The 25,465-nt window shown below is 41.9% G+C and carries 35 protein-coding genes and 1 riboswitch; of the genes, 20 read left to right on the top strand and 15 right to left on the bottom strand.

Features of this window, described 5'->3' with window-relative positions:
- Positions 1-184 precede the first annotated feature (184 nt).
- The 5 genes from FXF70_RS10840 to FXF70_RS10820 all read right to left on the bottom strand — a co-directional run bounded on the left by FXF70_RS10840 (position 185) and on the right by FXF70_RS10820 (position 3,605).
- Positions 185-358, bottom strand: coding sequence for a hypothetical protein (locus FXF70_RS10840; RefSeq protein ID WP_008348466.1), 174 nt, complete (start codon positions 356-358; stop codon positions 185-187).
- A gap of 297 nt (positions 359-655) precedes the next feature.
- Entirely contained in the window at positions 656-1,567 is a 912-nt protein-coding gene (locus FXF70_RS10835) for a ClpXP adapter SpxH family protein (RefSeq protein WP_007499002.1), read from the bottom strand.
- Positions 1,564-1,962 (bottom strand): globin domain-containing protein, encoded by a 399-nt coding sequence (locus FXF70_RS10830; protein ID WP_007499001.1) that lies wholly within the window; start codon positions 1,960-1,962, stop codon positions 1,564-1,566. Before FXF70_RS10830 ends, FXF70_RS10835 begins: the two co-directional genes overlap by 4 nt.
- Positions 1,963-2,239: 277 nt before the next feature.
- The gene (locus tag FXF70_RS10825) at positions 2,240-3,004 is read right to left on the bottom strand and encodes a lytic transglycosylase domain-containing protein (RefSeq protein WP_148780235.1); all 765 of its coding nucleotides are present in this window, start codon (positions 3,002-3,004) and stop codon (positions 2,240-2,242) included.
- 25 nt (positions 3,005-3,029) lie between these two features.
- On the bottom strand, positions 3,030-3,605 hold the full coding sequence (locus FXF70_RS10820) for a CYTH domain-containing protein (protein ID WP_007498999.1): 576 nt from the start codon (positions 3,603-3,605) through the stop codon (positions 3,030-3,032).
- 217 nt (positions 3,606-3,822) lie between these two features.
- On the opposite strand from FXF70_RS10820, the gene FXF70_RS10815 reads away from it, so the two are divergent.
- The 4 genes from FXF70_RS10815 (at position 3,823) to FXF70_RS10800 (ending at position 6,628) form a co-directional block, all read left to right on the top strand.
- Positions 3,823-4,188, top strand: a complete 366-nt coding sequence (locus tag FXF70_RS10815; protein ID WP_148780234.1) for a UPF0738 family protein — start codon at positions 3,823-3,825, stop codon at positions 4,186-4,188.
- A gap of 33 nt (positions 4,189-4,221) precedes the next feature.
- Complete coding sequence (yjbM, locus tag FXF70_RS10810; protein ID WP_008348457.1) at positions 4,222-4,851, top strand: GTP diphosphokinase; 630 nt, start codon at positions 4,222-4,224, stop codon at positions 4,849-4,851.
- A 65-nt stretch (positions 4,852-4,916) separates the two neighbouring features.
- Positions 4,917-5,717 carry an NAD kinase gene (locus FXF70_RS10805; protein ID WP_008355343.1) on the top strand — a complete coding sequence of 267 codons (801 nt, stop codon included), beginning with the start codon at positions 4,917-4,919 and terminating at the stop codon, positions 5,715-5,717.
- Positions 5,718-5,734: 17 nt separating this feature from the next.
- The gene (locus FXF70_RS10800) at positions 5,735-6,628 is read left to right on the top strand and encodes an RluA family pseudouridine synthase (protein ID WP_187424769.1); all 894 of its coding nucleotides are present in this window, start codon (positions 5,735-5,737) and stop codon (positions 6,626-6,628) included.
- Positions 6,629-6,668: 40 nt separating this feature from the next.
- Here the strand turns inward: FXF70_RS10800 and prpE are convergent, their stop codons facing one another.
- Positions 6,669-7,412, bottom strand: a complete 744-nt coding sequence (gene prpE, locus FXF70_RS10795) for a bis(5'-nucleosyl)-tetraphosphatase PrpE (RefSeq protein WP_017359667.1) — start codon at positions 7,410-7,412, stop codon at positions 6,669-6,671.
- Between the two features lie 160 nt (positions 7,413-7,572).
- Between prpE and FXF70_RS10790 the strand changes: the two genes are divergently transcribed.
- The 10 genes from FXF70_RS10790 (at position 7,573) to FXF70_RS10745 (ending at position 16,481) form a co-directional block, all read left to right on the top strand.
- Positions 7,573-9,420, top strand: coding sequence for a monovalent cation:proton antiporter family protein (locus tag FXF70_RS10790; RefSeq protein ID WP_007498989.1), 1,848 nt, complete (start codon positions 7,573-7,575; stop codon positions 9,418-9,420).
- Between the two features lie 53 nt (positions 9,421-9,473).
- Positions 9,474-9,583: riboswitch (TPP riboswitch) on the top strand.
- 78 nt (positions 9,584-9,661) lie between these two features.
- Positions 9,662-10,372 carry a thiaminase II gene (tenA, locus tag FXF70_RS10785; protein WP_148780232.1) on the top strand — a complete coding sequence of 237 codons (711 nt, stop codon included), beginning with the start codon at positions 9,662-9,664 and terminating at the stop codon, positions 10,370-10,372.
- Positions 10,347-10,964, top strand: a complete 618-nt coding sequence (tenI, locus tag FXF70_RS10780; protein WP_057079694.1) for a thiazole tautomerase TenI — start codon at positions 10,347-10,349, stop codon at positions 10,962-10,964. Before tenA ends, tenI begins: the two co-directional genes overlap by 26 nt.
- Positions 10,948-12,060 (top strand): glycine oxidase ThiO, encoded by a 1,113-nt coding sequence (gene thiO / locus FXF70_RS10775; protein ID WP_148780231.1) that lies wholly within the window; start codon positions 10,948-10,950, stop codon positions 12,058-12,060. Before tenI ends, thiO begins: the two co-directional genes overlap by 17 nt.
- A complete protein-coding gene (thiS, locus tag FXF70_RS10770) occupies positions 12,057-12,260 on the top strand; it encodes a sulfur carrier protein ThiS (protein WP_024720130.1) in 204 nt (67 codons plus the stop codon). Before thiO ends, thiS begins: the two co-directional genes overlap by 4 nt.
- 4 nt (positions 12,261-12,264) lie before the next feature.
- On the top strand, positions 12,265-13,032 hold the full coding sequence (locus FXF70_RS10765) for a thiazole synthase (RefSeq protein WP_148780230.1): 768 nt from the start codon (positions 12,265-12,267) through the stop codon (positions 13,030-13,032).
- The gene (locus FXF70_RS10760; RefSeq protein WP_148780229.1) at positions 13,029-14,042 is read left to right on the top strand and encodes a thiazole biosynthesis adenylyltransferase ThiF; all 1,014 of its coding nucleotides are present in this window, start codon (positions 13,029-13,031) and stop codon (positions 14,040-14,042) included. The genes FXF70_RS10765 and FXF70_RS10760 overlap by 4 nt, the downstream gene beginning before the upstream one ends.
- Before the next feature lie 17 nt (positions 14,043-14,059).
- Positions 14,060-14,866, top strand: coding sequence for a bifunctional hydroxymethylpyrimidine kinase/phosphomethylpyrimidine kinase (gene thiD, locus FXF70_RS10755; protein ID WP_148780228.1), 807 nt, complete (start codon positions 14,060-14,062; stop codon positions 14,864-14,866).
- A 149-nt stretch (positions 14,867-15,015) separates the two neighbouring features.
- Positions 15,016-15,792, top strand: a complete 777-nt coding sequence (fabI, locus tag FXF70_RS10750) for an enoyl-ACP reductase FabI (protein WP_003211867.1) — start codon at positions 15,016-15,018, stop codon at positions 15,790-15,792.
- A gap of 113 nt (positions 15,793-15,905) precedes the next feature.
- Positions 15,906-16,481 (top strand): CotO family spore coat protein, encoded by a 576-nt coding sequence (locus FXF70_RS10745; protein WP_047945549.1) that lies wholly within the window; start codon positions 15,906-15,908, stop codon positions 16,479-16,481.
- A 37-nt stretch (positions 16,482-16,518) separates the two neighbouring features.
- On the opposite strand, the gene FXF70_RS10740 is transcribed toward FXF70_RS10745, so the two are convergent.
- The 5 genes from FXF70_RS10740 to FXF70_RS10720 all read right to left on the bottom strand — a co-directional run bounded on the left by FXF70_RS10740 (position 16,519) and on the right by FXF70_RS10720 (position 19,154).
- Positions 16,519-16,962 (bottom strand): CotY/CotZ family spore coat protein, encoded by a 444-nt coding sequence (locus tag FXF70_RS10740; RefSeq protein WP_008348434.1) that lies wholly within the window; start codon positions 16,960-16,962, stop codon positions 16,519-16,521.
- Positions 16,963-17,174: 212 nt separating this feature from the next.
- Positions 17,175-17,666, bottom strand: a complete 492-nt coding sequence (locus FXF70_RS10735) for a CotY/CotZ family spore coat protein (RefSeq protein WP_025207165.1) — start codon at positions 17,664-17,666, stop codon at positions 17,175-17,177.
- Between the two features lie 147 nt (positions 17,667-17,813).
- The gene (locus tag FXF70_RS10730; RefSeq protein ID WP_008355374.1) at positions 17,814-18,299 is read right to left on the bottom strand and encodes a spore coat protein; all 486 of its coding nucleotides are present in this window, start codon (positions 18,297-18,299) and stop codon (positions 17,814-17,816) included.
- Positions 18,300-18,387: 88 nt separating this feature from the next.
- Positions 18,388-18,723, bottom strand: a complete 336-nt coding sequence (locus tag FXF70_RS10725) for a hypothetical protein (protein ID WP_008355377.1) — start codon at positions 18,721-18,723, stop codon at positions 18,388-18,390.
- Between the two features lie 44 nt (positions 18,724-18,767).
- Positions 18,768-19,154 carry a spore coat protein gene (locus FXF70_RS10720; RefSeq protein WP_007498962.1) on the bottom strand — a complete coding sequence of 129 codons (387 nt, stop codon included), beginning with the start codon at positions 19,152-19,154 and terminating at the stop codon, positions 18,768-18,770.
- Positions 19,155-19,331: 177 nt separating this feature from the next.
- On the opposite strand from FXF70_RS10720, the gene FXF70_RS10715 reads away from it, so the two are divergent.
- From FXF70_RS10715 to spoVIF, 5 genes are all read left to right on the top strand, one after another.
- Positions 19,332-19,682 (top strand): DUF1360 domain-containing protein, encoded by a 351-nt coding sequence (locus tag FXF70_RS10715; protein ID WP_035700339.1) that lies wholly within the window; start codon positions 19,332-19,334, stop codon positions 19,680-19,682.
- Between the two features lie 71 nt (positions 19,683-19,753).
- Positions 19,754-19,882: a hypothetical protein gene (locus tag FXF70_RS19260; RefSeq protein WP_008348422.1), complete on the top strand. Its 129-nt coding sequence runs from the start codon at positions 19,754-19,756 to the stop codon at positions 19,880-19,882.
- 84 nt (positions 19,883-19,966) lie between these two features.
- The gene (locus tag FXF70_RS10710) at positions 19,967-20,188 is read left to right on the top strand and encodes a hypothetical protein (protein ID WP_008348420.1); all 222 of its coding nucleotides are present in this window, start codon (positions 19,967-19,969) and stop codon (positions 20,186-20,188) included.
- Positions 20,189-20,272: 84 nt separating this feature from the next.
- Positions 20,273-20,410, top strand: a complete 138-nt coding sequence (locus FXF70_RS10705; RefSeq protein ID WP_008348419.1) for a YjcZ family sporulation protein — start codon at positions 20,273-20,275, stop codon at positions 20,408-20,410.
- 136 nt (positions 20,411-20,546) lie between these two features.
- Positions 20,547-20,804: a sporulation-specific transcription regulator SpoVIF gene (gene spoVIF, locus FXF70_RS10700; protein ID WP_008348417.1), complete on the top strand. Its 258-nt coding sequence runs from the start codon at positions 20,547-20,549 to the stop codon at positions 20,802-20,804.
- Positions 20,805-20,820: 16 nt separating this feature from the next.
- Here the strand turns inward: spoVIF and FXF70_RS10695 are convergent, their stop codons facing one another.
- Positions 20,821-23,130 carry an ATP-dependent helicase gene (locus FXF70_RS10695; protein ID WP_148780227.1) on the bottom strand — a complete coding sequence of 770 codons (2,310 nt, stop codon included), beginning with the start codon at positions 23,128-23,130 and terminating at the stop codon, positions 20,821-20,823.
- Positions 23,131-23,256: 126 nt separating this feature from the next.
- Between FXF70_RS10695 and FXF70_RS10690 the strand changes: the two genes are divergently transcribed.
- Entirely contained in the window at positions 23,257-23,514 is a 258-nt protein-coding gene (locus tag FXF70_RS10690) for a hypothetical protein (protein ID WP_008348414.1), read from the top strand.
- Between the two features lie 83 nt (positions 23,515-23,597).
- Here FXF70_RS10690 and FXF70_RS10685 read toward each other — a convergent pair whose 3' ends face one another.
- The 3 genes from FXF70_RS10685 to FXF70_RS10675 are packed head-to-tail and all read right to left on the bottom strand — an operon-like array spanning position 23,598 to position 25,347.
- Positions 23,598-24,032: a GNAT family N-acetyltransferase gene (locus tag FXF70_RS10685; protein WP_008348412.1), complete on the bottom strand. Its 435-nt coding sequence runs from the start codon at positions 24,030-24,032 to the stop codon at positions 23,598-23,600.
- A 6-nt stretch (positions 24,033-24,038) separates the two neighbouring features.
- Positions 24,039-24,554, bottom strand: coding sequence for a YjcG family protein (locus FXF70_RS10680; protein WP_017359656.1), 516 nt, complete (start codon positions 24,552-24,554; stop codon positions 24,039-24,041).
- Between the two features lie 52 nt (positions 24,555-24,606).
- Positions 24,607-25,347 (bottom strand): esterase family protein, encoded by a 741-nt coding sequence (locus tag FXF70_RS10675; RefSeq protein ID WP_035700344.1) that lies wholly within the window; start codon positions 25,345-25,347, stop codon positions 24,607-24,609.
- Between the last annotated feature and the right edge of the window lie 118 nt (positions 25,348-25,465).

Here is a 25,465-nt window from a genome sequence, read left to right as displayed (position 1 = left end):
GGCAGGAGTTTTTTCTTGAAATAAAAAAGACCAGATTGTTGACAAAGGGCTAAAATGAACTTGATTTAAGCCCTTTGACTTCTTTTTAGCGTGATAGAAAACCTTTGCAGGACTGACACCGAATGCGAGGGTTTGCCTACACGCTAGACCTCGTCTATATGAACGAGGTTTGTACATTCAATGATTACGCTTTAAAACCTTTGAAGGTTTTTCGGTGATTCATTCGATAGAGTGTAAAGAGTATGGAAGCGAATAGGAGTGGAGATGTCAGGTAAAGAGGCAGCATCTTCATTAAGCCTAAGATATTTAAACAGAAACATAAGCCAATGGCAACAAGTCCAATGGTTGTGCTGCGCATGCAGATCCCCCCATTTTTTTGTTACTTTCACTATATGAAAGTGACAGTCCTCTTATGTTTTGTGACAAAAATATGAACATATAGTATATCGGTTGTCATAAGTCGACAAAATTTGATATACTACAGATGTGAAATTAATCACATACAAACATTACCCCTTTGTTTGACCGTGAAAAATTTCTCCCATCCCCTTTGTTGTCGTTAAGACATAGTGAAACCGCGCTTATCCCGGCGCGGTTTCTTCGTACTTATAAATAGAACAAGCGTTCTTTTTTGGGGGTAAAGAAAAAACATGGGTCAGCACCCATGTTCATTCTCACAGCGGTAAACGTCAAGATCTGAATGATTGTCTCCTTCTGTATAACGCCAAAACATTTCTTGATGTACTTGTACACGTTCTACCTTTTTAGCAAATGCGAGCTTTTTCATCTCGCGTTCAACTTCTTCAAGTGTCAGGTCATATACAACGGCAATTTCTTTTGCTGATGCAAATTGAAAGTAAGCGATAAACCATTCAATTGGCGGTCGTTCTGAAGGTGTTGGTTTTTCGCCAATCATTTCAAAGAGAATTTCCTCGTAAATATCGTAAGAATATGCACCTGAAATCTTTAATCCTTCTTCACCATTGATCGTATTAAAAAAGGCGAAAGTGGGAAGCTCAGATACATCCATTTCAGCTGCGATTTTCATATCACATTGGAGCGCTTTGACAGCACTTTGAGAATGGATATCTCGCTGGAACTCTTCAATGTCCAGTCCAGCCGTTTTTGCATTTTCTAGCAAGACTTGTTCACTGGTGACGTCCTGCTGATGGCAAAAAAGCGATTCTTGAATGAGTCGTAAAAATTTCATTCCGCATTTTCTGCCCTGAAGTTCAGCTGCTTTTAATGCAAGAGAGGCGAGATAAGGTGATGTCACAATTTGTTCAGACAGCATTTGTTCTTTTTTGGTCTGAGTTTTCGTGGCAAATTTCCCCCACGCTTCGGTTAGTAAATGTTTTTTTCGTTTCCGGTTCAAAGCATTAATACTAGAACTTGTAACCGTTCGTAAAGTGAAGAAACGGCCATATTTCATTTTCAACTTTTTAATTGATGGCTCTAATAACCAGCAGTCCGGGCTGAGAGGATCAATGAATACATAGATTTCAATCGGCTTTTGAGGATGTCCGTGACAATGTGAGAAATATTGCTCATGCGGATTGCAGCTCAAGATCGTCCGTCCTTTTCAGGTATTTGGTTGACCATGTGACGAGCCGTCAAAGACAGTCGCTCAAATAAAAAGTCACGAATATCGCCGGTTAGTCCTACTTGATCCATTGCATCCTCCATGCATTCAAGCCATGCGTCCGCTCGCTCCTCAGTAATCGGAAAAGGGAGATGTCTCGCCCGTAGCATTGGGTGACCATGCTCCTCAGTATAAAGCGGCGGTCCGCCTAAATATTGAGTTAAGAACTGTTTTTGTTTTCTTGCTGTTTCTTTTAAGTCATCCGGGAAAATAGGATGAAGCAAAGGATGACACTTTACATTTTCATAAAAAGTATCAACAAGTTGCGATAGAAGTTCCTCTCCAACCGCTTCGTAAGGTGCGTTAAACGATTGTACCATGTTGACTACTCCTTTAACTCGTAGCTAATAGGATGGCTCACCCTATTGCGAATTTCATGTATTTCAAAAGTGATATTCAGTTTGTTCTATTTTGTTGTTTCTATTCTTGTATACTTATTTTAACAACCTCTACTCAATTCCACAAACAAACCGCTTTGGTCCTTTGGGAATAGTGAGGGAGACAGGTTCCGTGTTCAATTGACCATATCATAACACATTCAGTCAAAAAAGGGTGAAAAGCGACATACAAAAAACCGAAGAGGTTATTCTCTTCGGTTTAGGCGAAATATTGAGCTGTGATTTTCTTTACATAATTTTGTGTTTCTTTAAATGGAGGAATGCCTCCGTACTTATCTACATTCCCTGAGCCTGCGTTATAAGCGGCTAAGGCAAGTGAGACATTTCCATTATATTTTTGCAGCATTTGTTTTAAATACTTCGTTCCGCCTTCAATGTTTTGGGCTGCATCAAAGGCATTGTTCACGCCAAGTGATTTAGCCGTAGACGGCATAAGCTGCATCAGTCCAAGTGCACCAGCATGGCTGACAGCATTCGTGCGATAACCGGATTCTTGCTTGATCACTGCGTGGATCAGCTTTTCTGGAACTCCGTGCTTTTGAGCCATTTGTGAGACGATCTGATTAATCTCTTTTGATGAAGAGCCTGAAACAGCTTTTTGAAGCGGCGGTGTGTAGCTATTGTTTAAGACGTTTCCAATACCATTTGCGGTATTCAATTGGCTGTCATTTGCATAAAGAGACTGAGATTGAAGCTGTTCACTGCCTGCTATCGCAGATAAATATGGGTTCATTCGTGCATATTGCGTGTTCGGAGACGTTGATGGGTCCGATCCCATGAAAGCAGAAATGGAAAGCGGGAGACGAGATAATTCTGATCCGCCTAAAAAATCTTGCAACAGCGACTGGAATGAAGTCTCAGCGCTTGATTCATGTCCAGCTGTGAGTTGTGTTTGTCCATTATCAGATTGTAACGTTTTGAGTGCTTGAAGCTGCATAAAGGATTGAAGTTGATTGACGTTCATCATGTTCCTCCTTCAAGGAATTCATCTATTCTTTTGTTTTCATTTTTTCTTCATAAAAACGTACGACTTTGTTTTTCGTGTGTCTTGGTGGGATCTGAAATTGCTGAAGCAATGCTGTGAAAGCGGCTTGTCCAATGTCTAAATCGCTCACTTCAAATTCAAGTTCATAGTCCTCTACTGTTAAATATCGGCTGTGATCCAAAACAATTAAGCCTTCTTTGATCATTTTTTCTGCTCTTGACGTTTCCAGTGAACCAAAATACACGATTTGATCCTTTTGAATGTGAAGGTGTACTAATCTGTCTGCCACTTCACCTTCAGGCAGGTGGAAATGTTCAAGACTTGCGGGAGGATCGATCGTTTGGTGAGTTTCCAAAAGGCCGATCTCATGCGGTTCCTTTAATGTGAGGACCCACTGCCCGCCTTTTTCTCTCATTCGTAATGCAGCGAATTTGGATTTTATATCAAATTGAGGTGTATCAAAATAATAGTTGGTTTGAGTGTGGAAGTCCTCGTCCTTTAATTGAAAATATTCTTTTAGCTGTTCAAATTCTTCTTTCATTAATAATTGTTTTAGTTCTATCTCAATTTCCTGTGCCATTTTGACATCAACCTTTCATTTAGAGGAAATATGATTATTGTACATGAAAAGCTTCTTTTTTTCTTATTTATTCCTTAAAAAGAGACGTATATAGATGCTAAATGAGGCAAAATGAACAACGAAATGGAGAAATCAAATTTTCTCAAAAAGTTCGGTTTATCAATATTGAACTTGATATGATAAAATAAAGCTGTACTTTGTTGTAAAGGAGATCATGATGCAAAACAGAATTGAAATCACAGAAGCAACTTTAAAAGAAGACAGGCTGATCTTGACGGTCCAGTCAGATGAGCAAATTCAAAAAGCAAAAGCATCAGGACAAATGCTTGTTGATTCTGATCACTTTGCGTTCGTTTACATACTTGAGACTGAGGAGTCTTTTACGTATCTTATTTTAGGAGAACATACATGGGCTCCATTAAAAGAAGCAATGAATCTTGAAATCCCTGTCTATTTGGCGGCGGAAGAGCAAACGTTAGAACTCATTCAACTTCATCAGGAATTAAACTATTTAATCGACAATATTAAAGACAATGCCAATTACGGAGATATGGAAGAGAAAGTGAAGAGCACATTCCTCTGAAATAATTAGGTATTTGGAATTGGGGGAAGTTTCATGGACAAAAAACAATGGGATCAATTCCTCGCACCATATAAGCAAGCAGTCGAAGAATTAAAAGTGAAACTAAAAGGCATTCGAAAACTGTATGAATTTGAGGATGACCATTCACCAGTAGAATTTGTCACTGGCCGAGTGAAACCCGTTGCCAGCATATTGGAAAAGGCAAAGCGTAAAAACATCCCGATGCATGAGATTGAAACGATGCAGGATATTGCAGGGCTTCGCATTATGTGCCAATTTGTAGAAGATATACAAGTCGTCAAGAAAATGCTTCAGTCACGAAAAGATTTCGTGGTTGTAGATAAACGCGACTACATTGCAGAACATAAAGAAAGCGGATACCGCTCGTACCACCTTGTTGTGTTATATCCGCTGCAAACGATCAATGGAGAGAAGCAGCTCCTCGTCGAAATCCAAATCCGTACATTAGCCATGAATTTTTGGGCGACCATCGAGCATTCTCTGAATTATAAATATAGCGGGAATATCCCGGAGAAGGTCAAGCAGCGCCTTCAAAGAGCTTCTGAGGCAGCATCTCTTCTTGATGATGAGATGTCTGAAATCAGAGGGGAAATTCAAGAAGCGCAAGTGGCATTTTCCCGGAAAAAGAAAAACGATAGCTGAGCCTAAGCTTGATCAAATATGATGCTGCTTTCTCGTCGCAGCAAGGTGGAAAAGGAGAAGAATTCATGAAATTTGCAGTTTCTTCGAAAGGGAATTCTGTATCTGACACACTTAAAAATAAAATACAGACCTACTTATTGGATTTTGGAATGGAATTAAATGAAGAGGAACCCGATCTCGTCATTACAGTTGGCGGAGACGGAACCCTTTTATACGCTTTTCACCGGTATAGCAACCGTCTGAACGAAACCGCTTTTGTCGGCGTACATACAGGCCATCTTGGTTTTTATGCGGACTGGGTCCCGAGTGAAATTGAAAAGCTTGTGTTAGCCATTGCCAAAACGCCTTATCATATTGTGGAATATCCGATTCTTGAAGTCATCGTCAGGTACAACGATGGGGGCAGGGAAGAAAAATATTTAGCAATGAATGAATGTACGATTAAAAGTATGGAAGGTACACTTGTGGCAGATGTTGAGATTAGGGGTCAGCTTTTTGAAACATTCAGAGGAGACGGTCTTTGTTTATCTACACCATCTGGCAGTACAGCCTATAATAAGGCACTTGGCGGGGCTATTATTCACCCATCCATTAGGGCGATCCAGCTGGCAGAAATGGCTTCAATCAACAACAGAGTGTTTAGAACGGTCGGTTCGCCGCTCATTTTGCCGGACCACCATACGTGTGTGATCAAACCGATTAATGATGTGGATTTTCAGGTGACGATAGATCATTTGTCGCTGCTGCATAAAGATGTGAAATCCATTCAATGCCGAGTGGCAGACGAGAATGTCCGGTTTGCCCGATTTAGACCATTTCCGTTTTGGAAAAGGGTGCAAGATTCCTTTATCGGCAAAGGAGAATAAGAAAGAGGTTGTTCTCGCTGGAATACTTTAAGATAAACAAAACCATATCAGCCAAAGAAGAAGGCAGGCTGCTGAAGGACTACTTAATCGATCTTGGCATTTCAAAAAGAATGCTGACAGATATTAAATTTGATGGCGGTGACCTTCTGATTAATGGAGAGCATGTGACCGTGAGATATGAGCTGCGCGAGGGAGACAGGCTCACCATTTTATTTCCCGAGGAAAAAGTGAGTGAAGGGCTAAAACCTTCGGCCATTCCACTTGATATTTTATTTGAGGACGAGCACGTGCTTGTGCTGAATAAAAAGCCGTATATCCCATCGATTCCTTCTCGAGAGCACCCTGAGCATAGTATTGCAAATGGACTGCTTCACCATTATGCTGAGCAGTCCGTTCGGCTGACTGTCCACTTGGTGAACCGTCTTGATCGTGATACTTCTGGTGTCATGTTAGTCGCTAAACATCGCTTTGCACACAGCCTTTTATCAAAGGCGCAGAAAAAAGGGGAAGTCAAGCGAACGTATAGAGCCATGACACATGGCATGATCACGCAAAAGGAAGGAACAATTAGAGCAAAAATTGCTCGAAAAGGGGACAGCATTATTGAACGAATGGTGGATGAATCTGGTCAGGAAGCCGTAACACATTATACGGTGCTGGCGGTACATACTCATTTAGATATGTCTGATGTGTCCCTCACCCTTGAAACGGGAAGAACACATCAAATTCGTGTTCACATGCAATTCCTTGGTCATCCGCTTGTTGGAGATACGCTATATGGTGGAACAAGCGAGAGAATAGGCAGGCAGGCACTTCATAGTGAAACCCTTGTTTTTCCGCATCCGATAACTGGGGAGTCCATGACCTTTTCGGCTCCTTTGCCGGATGATATGACATTATTGCTTCAGTAAACAAGTAAACCCGGTCACCTGTCAAGGTGGACCGGGTTTTTTATTGCGTGAAATGCTGAAATCTTGAATCATCATATGGCATAGATGAAGGAACAGATACTGTCTCAAGCTCTGGATATCTAAGGGCAGAGAGCTTGTGGCCAAAGACGCAGCCTGTATCAATGTTAACCGTTCTACCGATAAATCTTGGTTCTTTTACGGGTGTATGCCCGTACACAATCCATGGTTTTCCGTGATATTCCTTTGCCCAGTCCTTCCTGACAGGTCGACCGTCTGGCCATGTTTCTCCGGTGACTGCTCCAAATAATAGATAAGACCTCATCTGTTTGTTCGGTTTTTTGCCAATATCCTTTTCCTTCATTGCTGCGTGTGCAATGATCAGTTCATTCGGAATCAGTACATCATAAAGCGGTGCCTTTTCAAATAAATGTTTAAATTCACGTGATAAAATGGTTTGTTCATCATGCGGCAGGTTTTTGATTTCGTTCACCGTTGTTTCAATACCGTGCAGTAATTTTACGGGATTTCCTTTCAAATAGCGATACAGCTTAAAACAATGGTTGCCAGGCACATAGCGGATGGCACCCTTAGAATAGGCGTGTATGACAAATTGCATCACGGCAACTGATCGAGGGCCGCGGTCTGTTAAATCACCAACAAGGGCCAGTGTTCTCTTATCAGGGTGGACAGGTAGTCCGTGTTTGAGTTCGTATCCTAGTTTGTGTATGAGGGTAAGCAGCTCTTCGTAGCAGCCGTGGATATCGCCGATGATATCGAATTTCATAAAGGTTCCTCCTGATTTTTTCATCCATTTATCGGATATAAAGAAGTTTGAATTTTAGAAAATATAACGAATGGCTTTCATTTCATTTGGGCAATTGTTAGAATCAATGCTTTAACGTAAAACTTAAAAATTAAACATGAATGTTAGGAGGCTTTAGCCAATGGAGCATACATCTGTTTCATCACTCGTTGTCGTTATTATTGTAGCCTTTTTCACCCCCATTTTATTGCACCGATTTAAGCTGACCATCCCGGTCGTTGTCGCTGAAATCATCATGGGGCTCATCATTGGAAAAAGCGGTCTTCAACTAGTTGTTGAACACGACGCATGGCTAGATACGTTATCCATGCTAGGTTTTATTTTTCTTATGTTTTTAAGTGGACTTGAAATAGATTTTTCTTCTTTTGAATCAAAGAAGAAAGCGCGAGAACTGCCAAATGGTTTAAAAGAACCGAATACATTTAAAACAGCGACCATTATTTTTGTTGGCGTATTTTGTATGTCCTTTATCCTGTCTTATGCGTTTGTTCTTGCAGGGTTTATTCAAAATGCCTTTTTAATGACGCTTATTATTTCCACCATCTCATTGGGTGTGGTAGTTCCTACCTTAAAAGAGGAAAAGTTGATGCAAACGAATATTGGTCAAATCATTTTGCTTGTAGCCGTTATTGCTGATTTGGTGACAATGATTTTACTTGCTGTGTTTTCCTCCATTTATGGCGATGGAACAGGGAACATGTGGTTGCTCTTATTATTATTTGCGGCAGGTATTCTTCTTTATTTATTTGGCCGGGTATTTAAGACAAAGTCCATTTTTCAGTCCATGTCAAAAGGAACGGTGCAAATTGGGACAAGAGCCATCTTTACTCTCATTATAGTCTTAGTTGCCTTATCTGAATCACTCGGTGCTGAAAATATTCTTGGGGCTTTTTTAGCAGGTGTGCTTGTGTCTCTTCTTTCGCCTAATAAAGAACTCGTACAGCAGCTGGACTCGTTTGGCTATGGATTTTTAATTCCGATCTTTTTTGTGATGGTCGGTGTGGACCTGAATATATGGTCACTCTTTAAAGATCCAACCATCATGATCATGATTCCGCTGCTGTTTATCGCATTATTGCTTAGTAAACTCGTTCCGATTCTTTATTTAAAAAAATGGTATGACATGAAAAAAGTCATCGGTTCTGGTTTTTTATTAACCTCGACGTTATCCCTAGTTATTGCTGCTGCAACGATTGGTGAGCGGCTTGGTGTCATTGATCATAAAATGTCAGGAGCCCTTATTCTAGTCGCTGTGCTCACGAGTGTTTTAACGCCTGTTTGGTTTAAGGCGTTATTTAAACAAGAACGTGAAACCAATCATAAAAAGCGTGTGACGTTTATTGGAGCGAATCAGCTGACGTTACCTGTGACGCTTGATTTGCATCAGGATGAATATGACATCCGTATTTTGCACGTCTTTCAGGAAAATAAAGAAGCCTTGCTTGCTGACTCCATCTTTGAAGTTGAAGCGATTGAACAATATGACGATGATACGCTCAGGCAGGCTGGCATCGGGCAAGAGGATGTGCTCGTTGTGGCTACAGGCAGTGAAACGAAAAATAAGGAAATTGCTTTATTTGCAAAAGAAGAAGGGTCTAAACAAGTCATTGCAAGTGTTAACAAAGCGGAAGCCGAGCTGACTTTAAAGGAAGCAGGGATCGATACCTTTTCTAACTTCTTATCATCTAAAACGGTGCTGAGGGCATTGATTGAAGCACCTGATGCGATTCGATTGTTAACAAATGAGGATTCTTCTTTGTATCAAATTCAAATGAACAATCATCGGTATCATAACGTCATGCTGAGGGAATTTCCTTTTACCGGCGATTTGGTGTTTGTCCGTATTTTTAGAGGAATTGACAGCTTAGTACCGCATGGGGATACGACGCTTAGAAGCGGTGACCGCGTACTTGTGTCTGGCTCCCGGGAGTATGTGGCAGGACTTAGAGCCCAATTAGAGTTGCAATGAACCCTTGACCGATGAACAATTCCTGATTAAGATAGAGGTACAACAATATATGTTTGATCCACTAGGGGAGTCCTTTAAAAGGGCTGAGATAAAAGTGTAGACTTTTAGACCCTCATTACCTGAACAGGTTCATACCTGCGTAGGGAAGTGGTGCGGTGTTTGACTATGCTTTTTACAAATTCCAAACCACTTTCCACGCGGAAAGTGGTTTTTTTATATGGAAAAACAGGAGGAGAGGAACATGACATTTTCGAACGAATGTAAAGAAGCAGCAGCTAGATGGTGGAATGGGAGCTTTACACACCCTTTTGTGAAAGGGATTGGTGATGGCACACTTTCACTCGATCGTTTCACTTATTATGTGATGCAGGATTCGTACTATTTAACTCATTTTGCAAAAGTACAGTCGTATGGAGCCGCCATTAGTGAGGACTTACATACGACAGGCAGAATGGCATATCATGCGCAGGGTACGTATGAAGCAGAGCTATCACTGCATAGAAAGTTCACAGAACTGCTCCAGATCTCTGATGAAGCGCTGGCAAACTTTAAACCTTCTCCAACTGCTTATGCATATACCTCGCATATGTACCGATCTGTGAAAAGCGGTCGTTTTGAAGAAATTTTAGCCGCATTATTGCCGTGCTACTGGCTTTATTATGAGGTAGGAGAAAAACTGAAACAAACAACACCTGACCATCCGATTTATCAAGAATGGATTTTGACATATGGCGGGGGTTGGTTTAAAGAGCTTGTTTTTGAACAGGTGAACCGTTTTGATGAACTTGCAGAAAAAGCGCCAGAACATGTGCGGGCTAATATGAAAGAAAATTTCGTGATTTCAAGCTATTACGAATACCATTTCTGGGAGATGGCGTATGAAAAAGAAATGTGGCAGACAGCATGCTTAGATGGGGTTGGTGCAAATGGAACTCCACGCAGTGACAAATGATACGCTTCCTGTCAGGGAGCTCATCAAGCAAATAAAAGACATTGCGTCTGAAGTAGACTTTATTCATATTCGTGAACGATCGAAGGCAGCAGGTGAGCTGGTTCATCTTGTGAAACAACTTCTAGCAGAAGGTGTTCCGAAAGAAAAGCTGATTATCAATGACCGAGTTGATGTTGCGCTGCTGACCAATATTCACCGGGTTCATCTTCCTGGACACAGCTTTTCGCCAAAGGAATTAAGACAAAAATTTCCTCACCTCCATGCGGGGGTATCGGTTCATTCGATAGAAGAAGCCAAAGCAGCAGAGAAGAACGGGGCAGAGTATGTCATGTTTGGGCATGTGTATGATACCGCATGCAAACCCGGACTACAGGCGAGAGGCATAAAGGTTGTGGAGGAAATGACTTCTACGCTGTCCATTCCAGTTGTTGTCATTGGTGGAATCACACCAGAACGACTGCCAGAATTGATGCATGTTGATTTAAAGGGAATAGCCGTCATGTCGGGGATTTTTGCTCATCCTCAGCCGCGCAAAATGGCGCAAACATTTTCTAAAAAGCGAGAGGAGAATCCTTATGAACAAGCATTATGATGTGGCAATCATTGGTGGTGGAATCATAGGGATGTCGATCGCTTATCACCTTGCAAAAGCAGGAAAGCAGATTGTCTTATTTGAGGCAAATGAGATCGGGAAGCAAACGACGAGTGCGGCTGCTGGCATGCTGGGTGCACATGCTGAAGGAGAAGGTGATGAAGATATTTTCTTTCAAGTAGGCAGACAAAGTCAGGCTTTATATGAAAAATTAACGGTCGACCTTCAGCATGAATCGGGCATTGATATTCGGACATCAGTGGGCGGGATTATGAAGGTGGCTTTTACAGAACAAGAAAAGCGTGCGCTTTGCCGGATGCAGCATTTGCCCACATTTGAATGGCTTGAAGCAAGCAGCGTAAAAGAACGTATGCCTCAAATAGCAGATGACATTGTAGGAGCAGGCTTGATAGTAGATGATGTACATGTCGAGCCATATGCGGTATGCAGGGCTTTTTGGCAGGCGGCTGTTCGGCATGGAGCGGATGTGAAGGAGTTTACCCCCGTTATTGATGTGAAGAGGGGAAAAGAAACATTGACAGTCAGTACAGCTAAAGGCATCTTCACATGTGATCATCTGACTGTAGCAAGTGGTGTATGGTCAGGCCGTTTTTTAGAAGAACTGGGGTTATCACATTCTCTCTATCCAGTAAAAGGAGAATGCGTGTCTGTTTGGAATAACGGTCCAGCGCTTGCACACACCATCTACCATGATCATTGTTATATCGTTCAAAGGGATAGCGGTAAGCTAGTGATTGGTGCAACGATGAAACCGAATGACTGGCAGGCCGTTCCGACACTTGGCGGTATTGAAGCAGTTATTCACAAAGCATCTCAGCTCATGCCTTCTATTCGAGAGATGCCGATTGATCAATGCTGGGCAGGTCTTCGGCCAGCGACAAGCGACCGGCACCCCTATATCGGAAAACATCCAGAAGACGAGCGTATTCTTTTTGCAACGGGACATTACCGAAATGGCATTTTACTTGCGCCAATTACGGGGGAAATCATTCGCGGCTTAATAGCGGGCGAGTCTGTTCACAAGGAATGGCTTCATGCGTTTCGTATTGGGCGAAAGGAGGCATTGTTCGTATGAAAATTCAATTGAATGGAAGAATGGTTGATTTCGATAAGGAAAATGGCACGGTTTTTGATCTGCTATCAGCCTATCAACTTGAAAACCGAGTGGTGATCGTTGAAAAGAACCAAGAAATTATAGATAAAGAAGCCTTTCAACAGGTAAAAATTCAACCAAATGACACGATTGAAATCGTTCACTTTGTAGGAGGAGGATGACACCATGCTGCGCATTGGCGGAAAAACATTTACATCAAGACTATTACTAGGGACAGGAAAGTATCCATCATTTGAAGTTCAAAAAGAGGCGGTCAACGTATCAGAAGCTGAAATTTTGACCTTTGCTGTGCGAAGAATGAACATATTTGAACCATCACAGCCCAATTTTTTAGAGCAGCTCGAATTATCAGCCTATACATTGCTGCCAAATACTGCAGGGGCAAGTACAGCGGAAGAAGCGGTGCGAATTGCCCGTTTAGCGAAAGCTTCTGGACTGTGTGACATGATCAAAGTAGAAGTCATTGGCTGCTCAAGGTCTCTTCTGCCAGATCCAGTCGAAACGTTAAAAGCATCTGAAATGCTATTAGAAGAAGGTTTTATCGTGCTGCCATATACGTCAGATGATGTGGTGCTGGCAAGAAAATTAGAAGAACTTGGTGTCCATGCCATTATGCCAGGTGCTTCTCCAATCGGTTCAGGTCAAGGGCTTTTAAACCCTCTGAATCTATCGTTTATTATCGAACAGGCAAAAGTGCCAGTTATTATTGATGCGGGTGTAGGTTCGCCGAAGGATGCTGCTTATGCGATGGAATTGGGTGCTGATGCTGTATTACTGAATACAGCCGTGTCTGGCGCAAAGGACCCTGTGAAAATGGCCAAAGCGATGAAGCTGGCGATTGAATCTGGAAGACTCGGTTTCGAGGCAGGCCGTATTCCACTCAAAAACTATGGAACAGCCAGCAGTCCGCAGGAAGGAATGCCAGCATTTTGAGCACACGTTATTCACGCCAAGAGCTTTTTAGGCCGATTGGAACAGAAGGACAAAAACGGCTACATGCCTCAAAGGCCGTCATTATTGGGGCTGGGGCACTTGGAACAGCGAGTGCTGAAATGCTCGTCCGTGCCGGCGTAGGATCTGTCACCATTTTGGATAGAGATTATATTGAATGGAGCAACCTGCAGCGTCAGCAGCTATACACAGAGCAAGATGTTCTTGATCGGCTGCCAAAGGCTGTGGCTGCTGAGAAAAGACTCAAACAGGTGAACAGTGACGTTCACGTGAGAGGCATCGTCCTTGACGTGACCGCTCAAAATATTGATGAGTACGTCAGCGGGGCATCCATCATCGTGGATGCAGCGGATAATTTTGAGGTGAGAATGATTGCGAACGATGCGGCCGTCAAACATCAAATTCCGTTCCTTTACGGGGCCTGTGTCGCAAGCTATGGTATTCAATTCACAGTGATTCCTGGTGAAACACCATGTTTACACTGCCTGCTTGAGCATTTACCTGCACAAGGCATGACATGTGATACAGCAGGAATTATTAGTCCAGTAGTGCAGCAGGTTGCGGCCTATCAAGTGGCGGATGCACTGAAGCTTTTAACAGGACACCACATCACACCGGTATTAAGATCGTTTGATTTATGGACAAACGAGCGATCTGATATTCGATCCGTTACGTCTTTAAAAAAGAAACAATGTCCAAGCTGCGGTCTTAAGACATATCCATTTCTCTCATATGATCAAAGAGCAAAAGCAGATGTATTATGTGGACGAAATACTGTACAAATTCGCAGTGCACTAGGGGCACCCCCTGCGCTGCATGAAGTAGCCCGTCAGCTAAAGAAAGCAGGAATGGATGTGTTGGAAAATCCTTATTTGCTTTCGTGTCAGAAGGATGAGTACAAGCTTGTTTTATTCAAAGATGGCAGAGCGCTTGTACATGGGACAAATGATATTGCGAAAGCGAGAACGATTTATCATCAATGGATTGGCTAATGAGAGGGTGAGATGACATGACGATTAAAAAAGCATTAACCATCGCAGGTACTGATTCTGGTGGTGGAGCAGGTATTCAAGCAGACTTGAAAACCTTTCAGGAGCTTGGTGTGTACGGAATGTCCGCCATTACGGCCATTACAGCACAAAACACACTTGGCGTTCACGGTATTTATCCTCTGTCTATCGAGGCGCTCGAAAGTCAAATTGATGCAGTGGCAGAAGACTTGTTGCCAGATGCCGCTAAAACAGGGATGCTGTGGAGTGCCGACATGATCAGTGTCGTTGCTGAAAAGACGAAGCAATATGACTTGAAACTAATTGTCGATCCAGTCATGATTGCCAAAGGCGGCGCTTCTTTATTAAATGAAGATGCGGTCTCTGCTATGAAAACACAGTTACTGCCTGTCAGTTATGCAGTCACACCGAATCTCCCTGAGGCAGAAGTGCTGACAGGCATGCGCATTCAGACAAAAGACGATCGCCATAGAGCAGCAGAACGACTTTATGAGCTTGGCACGTGCTATGTTGTGATCAAAGGAGGTCATAGTCCTTCAGGCGGCCTCATTACAGACCTTTTGTACGATGGAAAAAGCTTTTTTGAACTCAGTAATGAACATATTGATACACCACATACACACGGAACAGGCTGTACATTTGCAGCGGCATTAACGGCAGAAATAGCAAAAGGTCGTTCCATGAAGGAAGCCTTTGAAACGGCAGAAACCTTTGTCCATGAGGCGATCAAATTTCCTCTGAATATTGGCGCTGGGCACGGACCGACTAACCACTTTGCTTATCAGCAAAACAGAGTCAAAGCATAAAAAGAAGACTGTCTTCACTTGTGAGGACGGTCTTTTTTCTGAAATAAAAACTTTCTTTCAACGGAAATTGTCAATATCTCATGATATGTGATAAGATTATGATCAGGTACTAATACTATGTCTTGAAAAAATAGGAGGCTTTAATACATATGAACTTTTCTTTAGAAGGCCGTAATATTGTGGTGATGGGTGTTGCCAATAAACGAAGCATCGCTTGGGGGATCGCTCGTTCACTTCACGAAGCAGGAGCTCGTTTGATTTTTACTTATGTTGGAGATCGTCTTGCAGAATCAGTAAAAGAACTAGCAAGCACGCTAGAGCGTGATGATTCCATTATTCTTCCTTGTGATGTGACAAGTGATGAAGAAATCGAAAAATGTTTTGCAACGATTAAAGAAAAAGTACAAGTCATCCATGGTGTTGCACATGCGATTGCATTTGCGAACAAAGAAGAGCTTGTCGGTGAATATTTGAACACGAACCGTGAAGGTTTCCTTTTAGCGCACAACATTAGTGCCTATTCACTAACAGCTGTAGCAAAAGCAGCACGTCCGCTCATGACAGAAGGCGGAAGCATTGTCACACTTACTTACCTAGGCGGAGAGCGCGTTGTCTCTAACTACAATGTCATGGGTGTAGCAAAAGCAGCCCTTGAAGCAAGTGTGAAATACTTAGCAGCTGATCTTGGAGCGGAAGGCATCCGTGTGAACAGCATTTCTGCTGGTCCAATTCGTACGTTATCTGCAAAAGGAATCAGCGGCTTTAATACGATCCTGAAGGATATTGAAGAGCGTGCACCGCTTCGCCGTACAACGACTCCTGAAGAAGTTGGCGATACAGCACTATTCTTATTCAGTGATTTATCCCGCGGCATGACAGGTGAGAATCTTCATGTTGATTCTGGCTTCCATATCATTGCCCGCTAAACGAATAATTGATTTGCAGCATACCAATCACTGGTATGCTGTTTTTTATTTTTCTTCTGATTTGGGGTGTCCTCTCATATATATAAGGAATGAATCATTCGGGAGGGATTAGTATGTCAAATAAAGGTGATGAGAATCAAAAGCCGCTTATGTATATTGTTCAGCCGAGCTATGATGAATCAGCGCCGGCCATGCAAAATATTGTGAGAAAGCGCAAGAAGTCAGAAAAACCTTCAGAAACCAAAAAAAGCGCCAAAGAGGATGCAATCGAAGAGAGCGTGCAAGAACCTGTATCACAGGAAGTAAAGCAGAAAAAAGAAGAGCCGCCTGCGCTACAGCAAGAGCGGGAGATCAATCAAGAAAAAGATAATTCACAAAATCGAGAGCCAGTACAAGAACAAGAAAAACAGCCAGAAGGCGTATTTCATGAAACAAAAGAAGAACCAAGAAGAAAACGAGTGAAGAAGCCGTTAAGCCAAATGAATATCGAGGAGAAAGTCGATTTTCTTACAAGTCTGCCGCATAATATGCCGAGAGCGCTTTGCCTCATTGAAGCCGATGGAAAAACATATAGAGGGATCATCATGGAGAGAAAAGACAATATGGTGGTCATCCGCACGGCAGGCGGCGGTAATCCAGTGGAATTAGCAATTGGTGATATTTCTTCTATTCATCCACTTGGTTTTTAATGAACATAAAAAAAGTCCCATAATGGGACTTTTTTTGTTAGCAGCTACGGTTGATGAGTCTTGGATTTAAGCACTCGATTGCGCAGAAGCAGTCAAGGTCTACTTCAATGCAATACTTTGATTTTTCTAAACGGAACACATCACATACGGAATCTTTATCTGTAAAATCTAAAATATGACGATCTTTGTCAAATGCAATAAGCAAGCTGAGTGTTGCGCAGTGATCAGAGATGTGTTCGACTCTGAAAAATGCAGTGCTGAAGCAAGGGCCAGCATCTACTTCTCCGACGTTTCCGAATGCGACGAATGGTTTTGATTTTGAGGTAAATAGAACAAACGGGACAGTGTCACCTAATGAATGTGATGGAGAAAGGAGATTGCTGTAACAGCTGGTCGGGCAATCCTCTTCGACGGCATTTTGTAAGTCGTTTATGTTTTCAACAGCCTCTGCTACACAGTTCCATGAATGTTTGCGGCTCATATTCAACCCTCCTATACAAGGAAATTTGTTTGAGTGTTTGAGCACTGTCATCATCATCTATAAGCTTTATTACGTGTCTCGCCGGTTGATGCATCTAATGTCAATCAATGCGGAAGCGGCCGCCTTTTGCTGACTGCTCCGCATGATTGGTTGTCATTCGTGAGGAAGGGGATGCTTTGACTTATGACAAGTTAGATGAGCGGGCGATTGGTTTAGCCGTGGTGATGATGCTTTTTATCTTTTGCCGGCATGACTCTGTCGACAAGTTCTGGATTTAAACATTGGATCGCGCAGAAACAGTTCAAATCAACTTCGATACAAAAGTCCGCTTTTTCTAAACCAAAGAAGTCAGGATCGCAAGGGTGACAAACGCTTAGCGTATGTCCGTGTACATCAACAGGTCTTAATACAGATAATGTGGCACAGCAGTCATGCAATTTTTCAACCCGGAAGAAAATGGATTCGAAGCATTGGCAATCGTCAACAAATCCTCCAATGTTTCCGAAAGTAGAGAACAATCCGCCCTTTTTATCAAAAAGTAAAAACGGAATCGTATCTTTTCCAGAAACTGTCGGGCTTAATAAATTACTGTAGCAGCTCGTAGGACATTTATCTTCTACAGCTTCCTGCTCTGCTAAAATCTTATCAACCGCATCGCATACACAGTTTTCATCATGTCGGCCATGGTGTTTTCCGCAGCTCATGGATTTCAGCTCCTTTAACAAGGTATTTGACTTTAGTCCTTAACAACATATGTATGCGCCCTCTAGTTGGTGTGGGTAAATGACTATTTATCTTTGTTGTATTTTTAGAAAAAGGAAAAGCAGAGCTTTTCGCTCTGCTTTTGTACATTAGAGGATACCAATTGCAACGATCGTCGCAACAAGTGTCTGTGTAAGCGTTTGGATGGCAATAGAGATGTCCGCATCGATTGTAGAGACTGTAACGTTTCTAGAGTTTTCGATAACAAGTTTCTGGCGATTTGTTTGTTTATGGCTAGCTGCTTGTAAGAGATCTTGCGTGACGCGGTCAGCTAGGTCACCATCAGCGATTGAGATGTTTGTAATGGTGATGATCGCTGTTTGAACAGCTGCTTGGATAGATGCTGCAACCTGTGCATCAACAGAAGAGACGTTAATGTCACAAGAATCTCTAACGATAATGACTTCCTCAGATGTCTGCTTTGTCACACTCACTTGATCAAAGTCTTGTAAAACATCTTCATCATCATAATAGTTGCCGTCACAGACTGCTTTTCTTTCGTAGTTATGATGGTAATCGCCGTGGTGTGTACAGTTACGATCTAGAGCGACCCAAGAGTATGGTTTAGAATCCATTTCTTTTCCTCCTTCCGTTTACTTTATTAAATGCTGGAATGATTGGTTTTGTCTCGGGCATTTATCCTAGCAGGCAACCCATTTTTATTTAATCGTTATTTTGCTGCGCTTGACGGCGCTGCTGGATACGATCTCGAAGTGAATTTCGTTTAGGGCGCACTTGTGGTTCAGGCTCGACCTCTTCTGCATGTTTTGCTGCCTCTGCCTGACGCTTTTTCTCCTGCTGCTGCTGTACGAAATCATCTGCTTTCTTTTGTAAATCCTGAACCAGCTTCAAAATCATCCTTCTTTGATCTTCTGAAAGGTTTGCTTTCTGATCATCTGTGACATTATTTTTGTTTAAAATATCACTCACAAGAAGGCTTGTTAATGGATCAACATCAGTGTTGATTTGAAACTCCTTTTTTTCGTTCTCTTCAGCCACGATTATTTCACCTCTTTCATACATGATGTTAGAAAAAGAAAGGGTCAAAGAATGCCGGCTTCAACTAAAAGTACATTCAGTGTTTGAGTGAGAATTTGTACGGAGTTCATAATGGATGCATCAGATAATGTAATCGTGACGTTATAACAATTGATGATTTGAATCACTGTTTTCTTTTGAACTGTCACTTGTTGTGCAGCTAAAAGCTGTTCTGTGATGTCTGCAGCCAATTCATCATCTGGTACAAGAATTTGAATTAAAAGAGTAATGATTGTCGTTACGGTCGCTTGAAGGGAGAGTGCGGCTGTTACATCTGTTTTATGAATCGTGACATTTTCGGAATCCTTGATCTCGATGAAATCATCATAATTGCTGATTAATTCGTTTAACAGTTGTGTGTATAATAAATCAGCACTTTCTTCAATAGACAATACTTTCACTCCTTTCTTATCTATACATTATTTAATGCAGCAGAGGCTCAAGGTGGAATCGGAAAGCATGAAAAAGTACAACCCAATTTTATTTGCACTCGATTCATCATGGCGGTCTTTCTTTTTGCATATATAAAGAAAGGACGGAAAAAGAAGAATGAAGGAGGTGGAGGTTCCATGAGCGGCGCTTTGTCATTTGCTATATTTGCCCTCGCATCCTTTAGGCTGACGAGATTGATCGTGTTTGATACGATTACAGCCCCCTTTCGCCGTCTATTTCATGAAGAGCAAGAAGAGGTAAACGAACAAGGTGAAGTCGAGACCTATATCGTCATTAAGGGGAAGGGACTGCGATCTTGGATAGGAGAGCTGTTAAGCTGTTATTGGTGTACGGGTATGTGGTGCACTGCTGCTTTACTACTGATATACATATTTTTTCCTGTCATCAGCATGTGGCTTAATTTACTATTAGCGATTGCCGCCGCAGCAGGCTTGATTGAAGCAGTCGTGTCGAAGCTTGTGAAATAAACAGGCATTCTGATCAGACACGCTTAAAGAAAATGCATATACTAACATGGAATAGGAAAGGAAGGGTTGCGATGAAACCAACTGAAACACCGTCACATATGCTTCAAGGGTATCCAGCGCAGTCAAATCAACAATCTGTATATACGAAGAAAATCAAGAAGACGGGCTGCGGCTGCGGGAAGAAAAAGAAACCTCAATAGGGAAAAACAAAAGCCGGATTTATCCGGTTTTTTTGTTGCCCTTTTTTTGGGTGATGCATATGTAAGAGAGAAGGGGTGACCAGAATGGATGCATTCGAACAATTAATCGGTTCCTTGTTCACTAAACCCCATGATGGGAAAGAGCAAGCGCACGAAAAAGCTGAAATGGATCTAGCGAATAAAGCGAAGGATCTTGAAGAGCACTTAAAAGCATTTGGCGAGAAAATGGATACTTTTGCGAAAGAAACAGAAGCATTCATGATCCGTCATGGAGAGGCAGATTACGTCTTTAAACAGCAGAAATAAAAATTCCGCACTTTTTTATGTGATCGTCCAAACCATTTCATGTATTTTTCATATTTTGTAAGGGAGAAGAGGAGGTGCTTAAATATGAGTTGTTACGGTTACGGTGGCGGTTATTGCGGAGGTTATGGTGGCGGCTACGGCGGCGGTTATGGTTCAACTTTTGTTCTTGTCGTCGTGCTTTTCATCCTTCTAATCATCGTTGGTGCTTCTTTCTTTAACTAAACAGTAAGAAGGTGAGGGAAGCAATAGGGAAGCCTTTTGCTTTCCTTTCTCTTTGCTAACAAGGCAGCAGGATAGGCACATATCTCGCCTATTTTCATATAGTAAGGTGATTACTCCACAAAGAGGAGGCAAAGGAATGGATAATAAATTCTTTAAAAGCGTGGAAAATAAAACAGGTGTAAATATGAATGATGTCTTTAAGCTTGCAGGTTCTTTGCAAAACGCGAACTTTAAAGATGAGAATACCGTTCGAGGTGTCATTAAAAAAGTGGCGCAGCTTGCAAACAAACGTGTACCTAAAGAAATGGAAGACAAAATCGTTCAATCGATTACAAGTGGAAAAGAAAAGCTTGATTTTAATACAATCGCTAAAATGATGAACAACAAAAAATAAACAACAGGCTCTCCATTTAAAGGGGGGCCTGTTGTTTTTGTGTGAATAATTCACGATTTTTCTTTAAAAGAGGGTACAAAAAGCGGGAGCGGTGAGCCGTTTTTCCTCTTCTATATGATGGAACGGATAGATAAAGGGATTGTTCTGCTCTCGTCATGGCAACGTATAATAAGCGCCGCTCCTCTTCGATGGCTTCTTCATCACCGCTTCTCAGCTCATCAAGTGCAAAGTCATGAGGGAGCGCCCCATCAACCACGCTCGTGATGTACACTGTTTGGAATTCTAGTCCCTTCGCACGGTGGATCGTCATGAGCTGAACGCCTGGTTCATCTGATTTTTCCTTTTCAGCAGATTTCATATGTTCGGCATGAGCGAGGAAGGCTTCAATCGTTTCAAAACGTTTCGCCGCTGTTTTCACATCTCGTACATCATCTGTTCCTTTTTCAAGCACATTCGTATCATTCACGCGTTTTTTTAAATAATCACCAAGTCCCATCCTTTGTTCAATAAACGCTACAGCTTCAGATGGCTTTAACGATTTTAACGTTCGAAACAGGGGAACGATCGATTGTAGTTTTTTGCGCTGAAACGGCTGAATGTCTGTTAGCTTTCCAAGTGCCTCTACCATAGAACAATCTTCCGTAATGGTCAGCGCCTTCATGGTATTCAGTGTTTGCTGCTTTAAAAAGAAAACGGGCAGCAGCAGCTTCATTGCGGCGACATCATCTGCATCCTGACTGAGCGAAAGAAAAGCGAGCAGCACCCGAACAATTCTTCTGCTATAAAAGGCTTTTACGCCAGCATCGGTTTGATACGGAATCGCCGATTGATGAAGACGTTCATAAATCGCACGGCCTCCTGTATTCGTTCTAAACAGCACGCAAAAGTCATTCGGTTTTGCACCGTTTTTAATTTTCTCCTGAATATCTGCTACGATCATGGTCGCTTCCTCTTCCTCGTCATATGGATAAAAAAGAGTCGGCGGAATTTTCTCCACGCGAACGGCTTTTAACGTTTTCTCGTAACGATGCTGGTTCTTCTTAATAATGGCGTCTGCACTTGCGACAATCGTATGATGAGAGCGGTAATTTGCATGTAAATGGACGATCTCGGCCGAAGGATAGTCCTGTTTGAAGTCAAGAATAAAAGCAGGATTGCTTCCTCTAAATGCATAGATGGCTTGATCATCATCGCCTACACAAAATAGCTGCTCGGATTCTCCAGCTAAAAGCTGGATTAATTGATATTGTACGGGATTAATATCTTGAAATTCATCTACTAAAATATACTTGAATCGTTCTTGATATTGTTTGAGCAATTCAGGCTGCTTAGTCAGCATGTGTAAGCAGGCAATCGCCATGTCATCAAAGTCAAATTGTTGATTTTCACGCTTTTGCTGTTCGTATGACTGATAGATTGTCCACATTTGCTTTTCTTTTTCATCTTTCAGCTCAGGAAGTTCGTCTGGCAAAAAAGCATTTTTCCAATAGCCGATTGCTTGCAGCACTTGATCGGTTGGATAGTCTTTTTCATCAAGTCCTTCATGCATGATTGCTTTTCGAATATACTGCTCTTTTTGCCAGTCGAATTTAATCAAATGCTGTCCGTTCCATTTGCCCCGATCATCGTGAAGCAGCATTTTATAAAATAGACTGTGGAATGTGCCTGTCACAACTTGGCTCGCCTGTGATGGATGAAGCTGATACTGCATACGCAATCTTTCTTTCATTTCACTGCTTGCTTTTGTGGTGAAGGTCACGAGCAGGATATGGTGAGCAGGGATTTGATGGTGCGACATCAGATAAGCAGCTCTTGCTGTCAGTACCCTTGTTTTCCCGCTGCCGGCGCCAGCCAGCACAAGCATCGGACCGTCTTTGTGTGTGACTGCTTGAAGCTGCGGTGCGCTAAAGGTGATGTGTGGAAAGAGGTCAATGGTATGGACTTCTTCATTCTTTTCTAAATGAAAGGTTTCGCCAAATTGAATGGACCGTGGTTCCTGCCAGTCATCCGATTCTTCTGTTTGTGAGATGATCTGTTTGCCGGTTGGAAAGCGAAAGCCGCCAAGTTCTTTGTAGGATGCATGTACCTCTCGTTCAGCCGGTTTCTTTTCCTCTTGTTGTTCTCTTTTTTCGCAAATCTCTTGCTGAGATATTTGCTTATGGATAAAGGCAGGTTCTTCATGTATATTTAATCTAAAAAAGACGGGTTGTCCGCAATATGGGCAAGATAAATGCCCTTTTTTTCCCTCATCATGGAGGAATTGATAGTGTTCTCTCGAATATGTATGTAATGAGATCGTTCGATCATGTCGTCGTGCGCATTTCAAAGCTAGTCCTCCAATAGTCAATCAATGTTAAAAAGAAACACATCTAATCATATCAAATGAGGCGTGTTTCAAACAGTCATAATTAGGGAATAGTAGAGTAGAAGAGAAGCAAAGGAGGCGTTCTTGATGGGATATATAGCCCCGATTCAGCCGGATCTGTATTTTCAATATATCAATCGTCCTGCTCCTCAGGATAAAGAAGACTATGCGAAAGTGACGAAGGTCACCCGCACCTTTCATGACAAGGTATACAGAGAGCTGGAGAAAAAAGAGGACTTAGTGACAGAAGCGGAAACGAAAGTACAGCAAAAAAAGCGGGAACGCTTTGTACGAGATATGTTTATGGAAGAAGGCAAGGGCGTTCATATCAATACTTACGTCTAAATGACTGCGCTTTCTTCCTGAGCGAACGAGATGGAATCAATAAAAAGCCAGAGCATCCATGATGCCCTGGCTTTTTATTGTCGTTAAACGGATAGTGTTTTTGTCATTTTGACATGTGTAATTCCTGCTTCTTCAAACGGTTCTGAAACGGCTTTGTAGCCTTTCTTTTCGTAAAAAGGAAGAGCTTGGACTTGTGCATGCATGACAGCTTCTTTCGCCCCGTTTGCCATCGCTTCAGACTCAAGTGCTTCTAAAAGCTGGTGGCCAAGACCGAAAGAGCGCGCCTCTTTTAATACACAAATTCGTTCAAGCTTTGCCTTATGACCTTCAATTATGCGCAGTCTAGCAGCAGCTTGTGGTTTGTTGTCATCATTATAAATGACAAAGTGAATGGCTTCGTCCTCAAGTTCATCAATTTCGATCTCTAACGGGACTTCTTGTTCTTTTACGAAAACTTCTTTTCGAACATAATAAGCATCTTCTCGTTGTGTTTGTTCTTTTACGATGACTGTATTCAAATGTCTTTAACCCTCTTCTCCTAAGATAAATGTTTCATAAACGGTCCAAGAACCGTTCTCTAATTGATATAAAAGATGGAAGCGGTCAACCGTTTCCTCGTGGTCAATTTTTCTCAGCTTCAATGTGCCTAGAACGTCTGAATGCTCATCGTCTGATAACTTTTGAGCCACTGTCACATGCGGAACAAATGCATATTCAGGTGTACCAGCAAGCGGATCAGTGTACAACTTCTCATTGAGAGCCATTAATTCTTCGTTCGGTTCTACTTTCATATAAATCACGTTGTTTACAGGAGCGAATGAACTGAATTTTTTAATACGTAACGTAATAGGAGAAGCATTTTTTGCGTACTCTCGCAAGGTGGAGACGACCTCAGCTGCTTCTAGATCCGTTAATTCAAAAGGTGTTCTTAATGTTAAATGAGGTGGTATGAGTGCATAGTTCGGATCATAACGTTTCCGATAAGAGTTCGCAATGTCTTGCAATTTTTTTGATGGAAATAAAACAACTCCGTATTTCATCATGTTCCCTCCTGATTAAGAAAGTATTTATTATTTTTTATTATAACAAAATTCAGTTGATTAACGAATATGGGAGCATTCTTTTTAACGAAGGTGAAATGAGCGGCTGCCAAAACGTCCATTTATGATCGCCTTCGAATGTCTCAAATAAATAATCCGCACCTGACTTCTCCAAAAGGATCTTTAATTCTTCGTTCGGCTGAATAAAGTCAAGCACTTGCCCATCTGTCGTTTTCACAGCTGTTTCTTCTAACCCGATTTGATGGATAATGGCATAATGAGCAAGGGATGATGACTGTTTGACTGCTTGCAGAACCGACTCATCCACGTAAGGAGACTGCAAAATCAGTCCGCCAAATAACGAAGGATAATCAATGGCTGTCATAAGTGAGATCGTAGCACCTAATGAATCACCAATAAATGTACGACCTGATCCAACTTGATACGTTGGATAGTGTTCATCAATATACGGAACGAGTTCATTTGCCAAAAAGCGTTTATACGCCTCGAACTTTGGTCCGTCTGGATGATACGTATTTCGCCTTTCAGTCACATTTTCATATGGGACACCAATGATAATCGAGCGTTCCATTTCTTTGTTTTGCATTAATTCTTCCGCTTGTCTGCCTATTTTACCTAAGCGGAAATAATCATGACCATCTTGTGCAATGATGACATGATATGTATAAAGGGGGGAGTAATTGACTGGCAAATAAATCAAAATGGTCATATCTGCCCCAAGTTCTTTTGACTGTAAGGTTTCTTCTTGAATGATGCCTGTTTTCTTCACCATAATCCATTCCTCCAGCTAACCAAATTCATCATAAGTGAAACGTTTCCATTCATTGTAACACGAAAAACAGCGTTGTTCCTATATGCTAACATGCAATCAAATCGGCTGACATCCAATC

Origin of the sequence: Bacillus sp. Y3 (assembly GCF_008123875.1) — a bacterium.
GTDB classification, from domain to species: Bacteria; Bacillota; Bacilli; order Bacillales; family Bacillaceae; genus Bacillus; species Bacillus altitudinis.
The sequence above is the reverse complement of the archived record's forward strand: the minus strand, read 5'-3'. Positions and strand labels throughout refer to the sequence as shown.

Excerpts from the sequence above, each read along its gene's own strand:
- FXF70_RS10815 (WP_148780234.1), top strand. The coding sequence starts at position 3,823 with ATGCAAAACAGAATTGAAATCACAGAAGCAACTTTAAAAGAAGACAGG.
- FXF70_RS10735 (WP_025207165.1), bottom strand. The coding sequence starts at position 17,666 with ATGAGCTGCGGAAAACACCATGGCCGACATGATGAAAACTGTGTATGC.
- FXF70_RS10690 (WP_008348414.1), top strand. The coding sequence starts at position 23,257 with ATGGGATATATAGCCCCGATTCAGCCGGATCTGTATTTTCAATATATC.
- thiS (WP_024720130.1), top strand. The coding sequence starts at position 12,057 with ATGAAAATTCAATTGAATGGAAGAATGGTTGATTTCGATAAGGAAAAT.
- fabI (WP_003211867.1), top strand. The coding sequence starts at position 15,016 with ATGAACTTTTCTTTAGAAGGCCGTAATATTGTGGTGATGGGTGTTGCC.
- FXF70_RS10830 (WP_007499001.1), bottom strand. The coding sequence starts at position 1,962 with ATGGTACAATCGTTTAACGCACCTTACGAAGCGGTTGGAGAGGAACTT.
- FXF70_RS10790 (WP_007498989.1), top strand. The coding sequence starts at position 7,573 with ATGGAGCATACATCTGTTTCATCACTCGTTGTCGTTATTATTGTAGCC.
- thiO (WP_148780231.1), top strand. The coding sequence starts at position 10,948 with ATGAACAAGCATTATGATGTGGCAATCATTGGTGGTGGAATCATAGGG.
- spoVIF (WP_008348417.1), top strand. The coding sequence starts at position 20,547 with ATGGATAATAAATTCTTTAAAAGCGTGGAAAATAAAACAGGTGTAAAT.
- prpE (WP_017359667.1), bottom strand. The coding sequence starts at position 7,412 with ATGAAATTCGATATCATCGGCGATATCCACGGCTGCTACGAAGAGCTG.
- FXF70_RS10705 (WP_008348419.1), top strand. The coding sequence starts at position 20,273 with ATGAGTTGTTACGGTTACGGTGGCGGTTATTGCGGAGGTTATGGTGGC.
- FXF70_RS10805 (WP_008355343.1), top strand. The coding sequence starts at position 4,917 with ATGAAATTTGCAGTTTCTTCGAAAGGGAATTCTGTATCTGACACACTT.
- FXF70_RS10765 (WP_148780230.1), top strand. The coding sequence starts at position 12,265 with ATGCTGCGCATTGGCGGAAAAACATTTACATCAAGACTATTACTAGGG.
- FXF70_RS10680 (WP_017359656.1), bottom strand. The coding sequence starts at position 24,554 with ATGAAATACGGAGTTGTTTTATTTCCATCAAAAAAATTGCAAGACATT.
- FXF70_RS10710 (WP_008348420.1), top strand. The coding sequence starts at position 19,967 with ATGGATGCATTCGAACAATTAATCGGTTCCTTGTTCACTAAACCCCAT.
- FXF70_RS10840 (WP_008348466.1), bottom strand. The coding sequence starts at position 358 with ATGCGCAGCACAACCATTGGACTTGTTGCCATTGGCTTATGTTTCTGT.
- FXF70_RS10730 (WP_008355374.1), bottom strand. The coding sequence starts at position 18,299 with ATGGATTCTAAACCATACTCTTGGGTCGCTCTAGATCGTAACTGTACA.
- FXF70_RS10825 (WP_148780235.1), bottom strand. The coding sequence starts at position 3,004 with ATGAACGTCAATCAACTTCAATCCTTTATGCAGCTTCAAGCACTCAAA.
- FXF70_RS10715 (WP_035700339.1), top strand. The coding sequence starts at position 19,332 with ATGAGCGGCGCTTTGTCATTTGCTATATTTGCCCTCGCATCCTTTAGG.
- tenI (WP_057079694.1), top strand. The coding sequence starts at position 10,347 with ATGGAACTCCACGCAGTGACAAATGATACGCTTCCTGTCAGGGAGCTC.
- tenA (WP_148780232.1), top strand. The coding sequence starts at position 9,662 with ATGACATTTTCGAACGAATGTAAAGAAGCAGCAGCTAGATGGTGGAAT.
- FXF70_RS10740 (WP_008348434.1), bottom strand. The coding sequence starts at position 16,962 with ATGAGCCGCAAACATTCATGGAACTGTGTAGCAGAGGCTGTTGAAAAC.
- yjbM (WP_008348457.1), top strand. The coding sequence starts at position 4,222 with ATGGACAAAAAACAATGGGATCAATTCCTCGCACCATATAAGCAAGCA.
- FXF70_RS19260 (WP_008348422.1), top strand. The coding sequence starts at position 19,754 with ATGAAACCAACTGAAACACCGTCACATATGCTTCAAGGGTATCCAGCG.
- thiD (WP_148780228.1), top strand. The coding sequence starts at position 14,060 with ATGACGATTAAAAAAGCATTAACCATCGCAGGTACTGATTCTGGTGGT.
- FXF70_RS10820 (WP_007498999.1), bottom strand. The coding sequence starts at position 3,605 with ATGGCACAGGAAATTGAGATAGAACTAAAACAATTATTAATGAAAGAA.
- FXF70_RS10675 (WP_035700344.1), bottom strand. The coding sequence starts at position 25,347 with ATGGTGAAGAAAACAGGCATCATTCAAGAAGAAACCTTACAGTCAAAA.
- FXF70_RS10745 (WP_047945549.1), top strand. The coding sequence starts at position 15,906 with ATGTCAAATAAAGGTGATGAGAATCAAAAGCCGCTTATGTATATTGTT.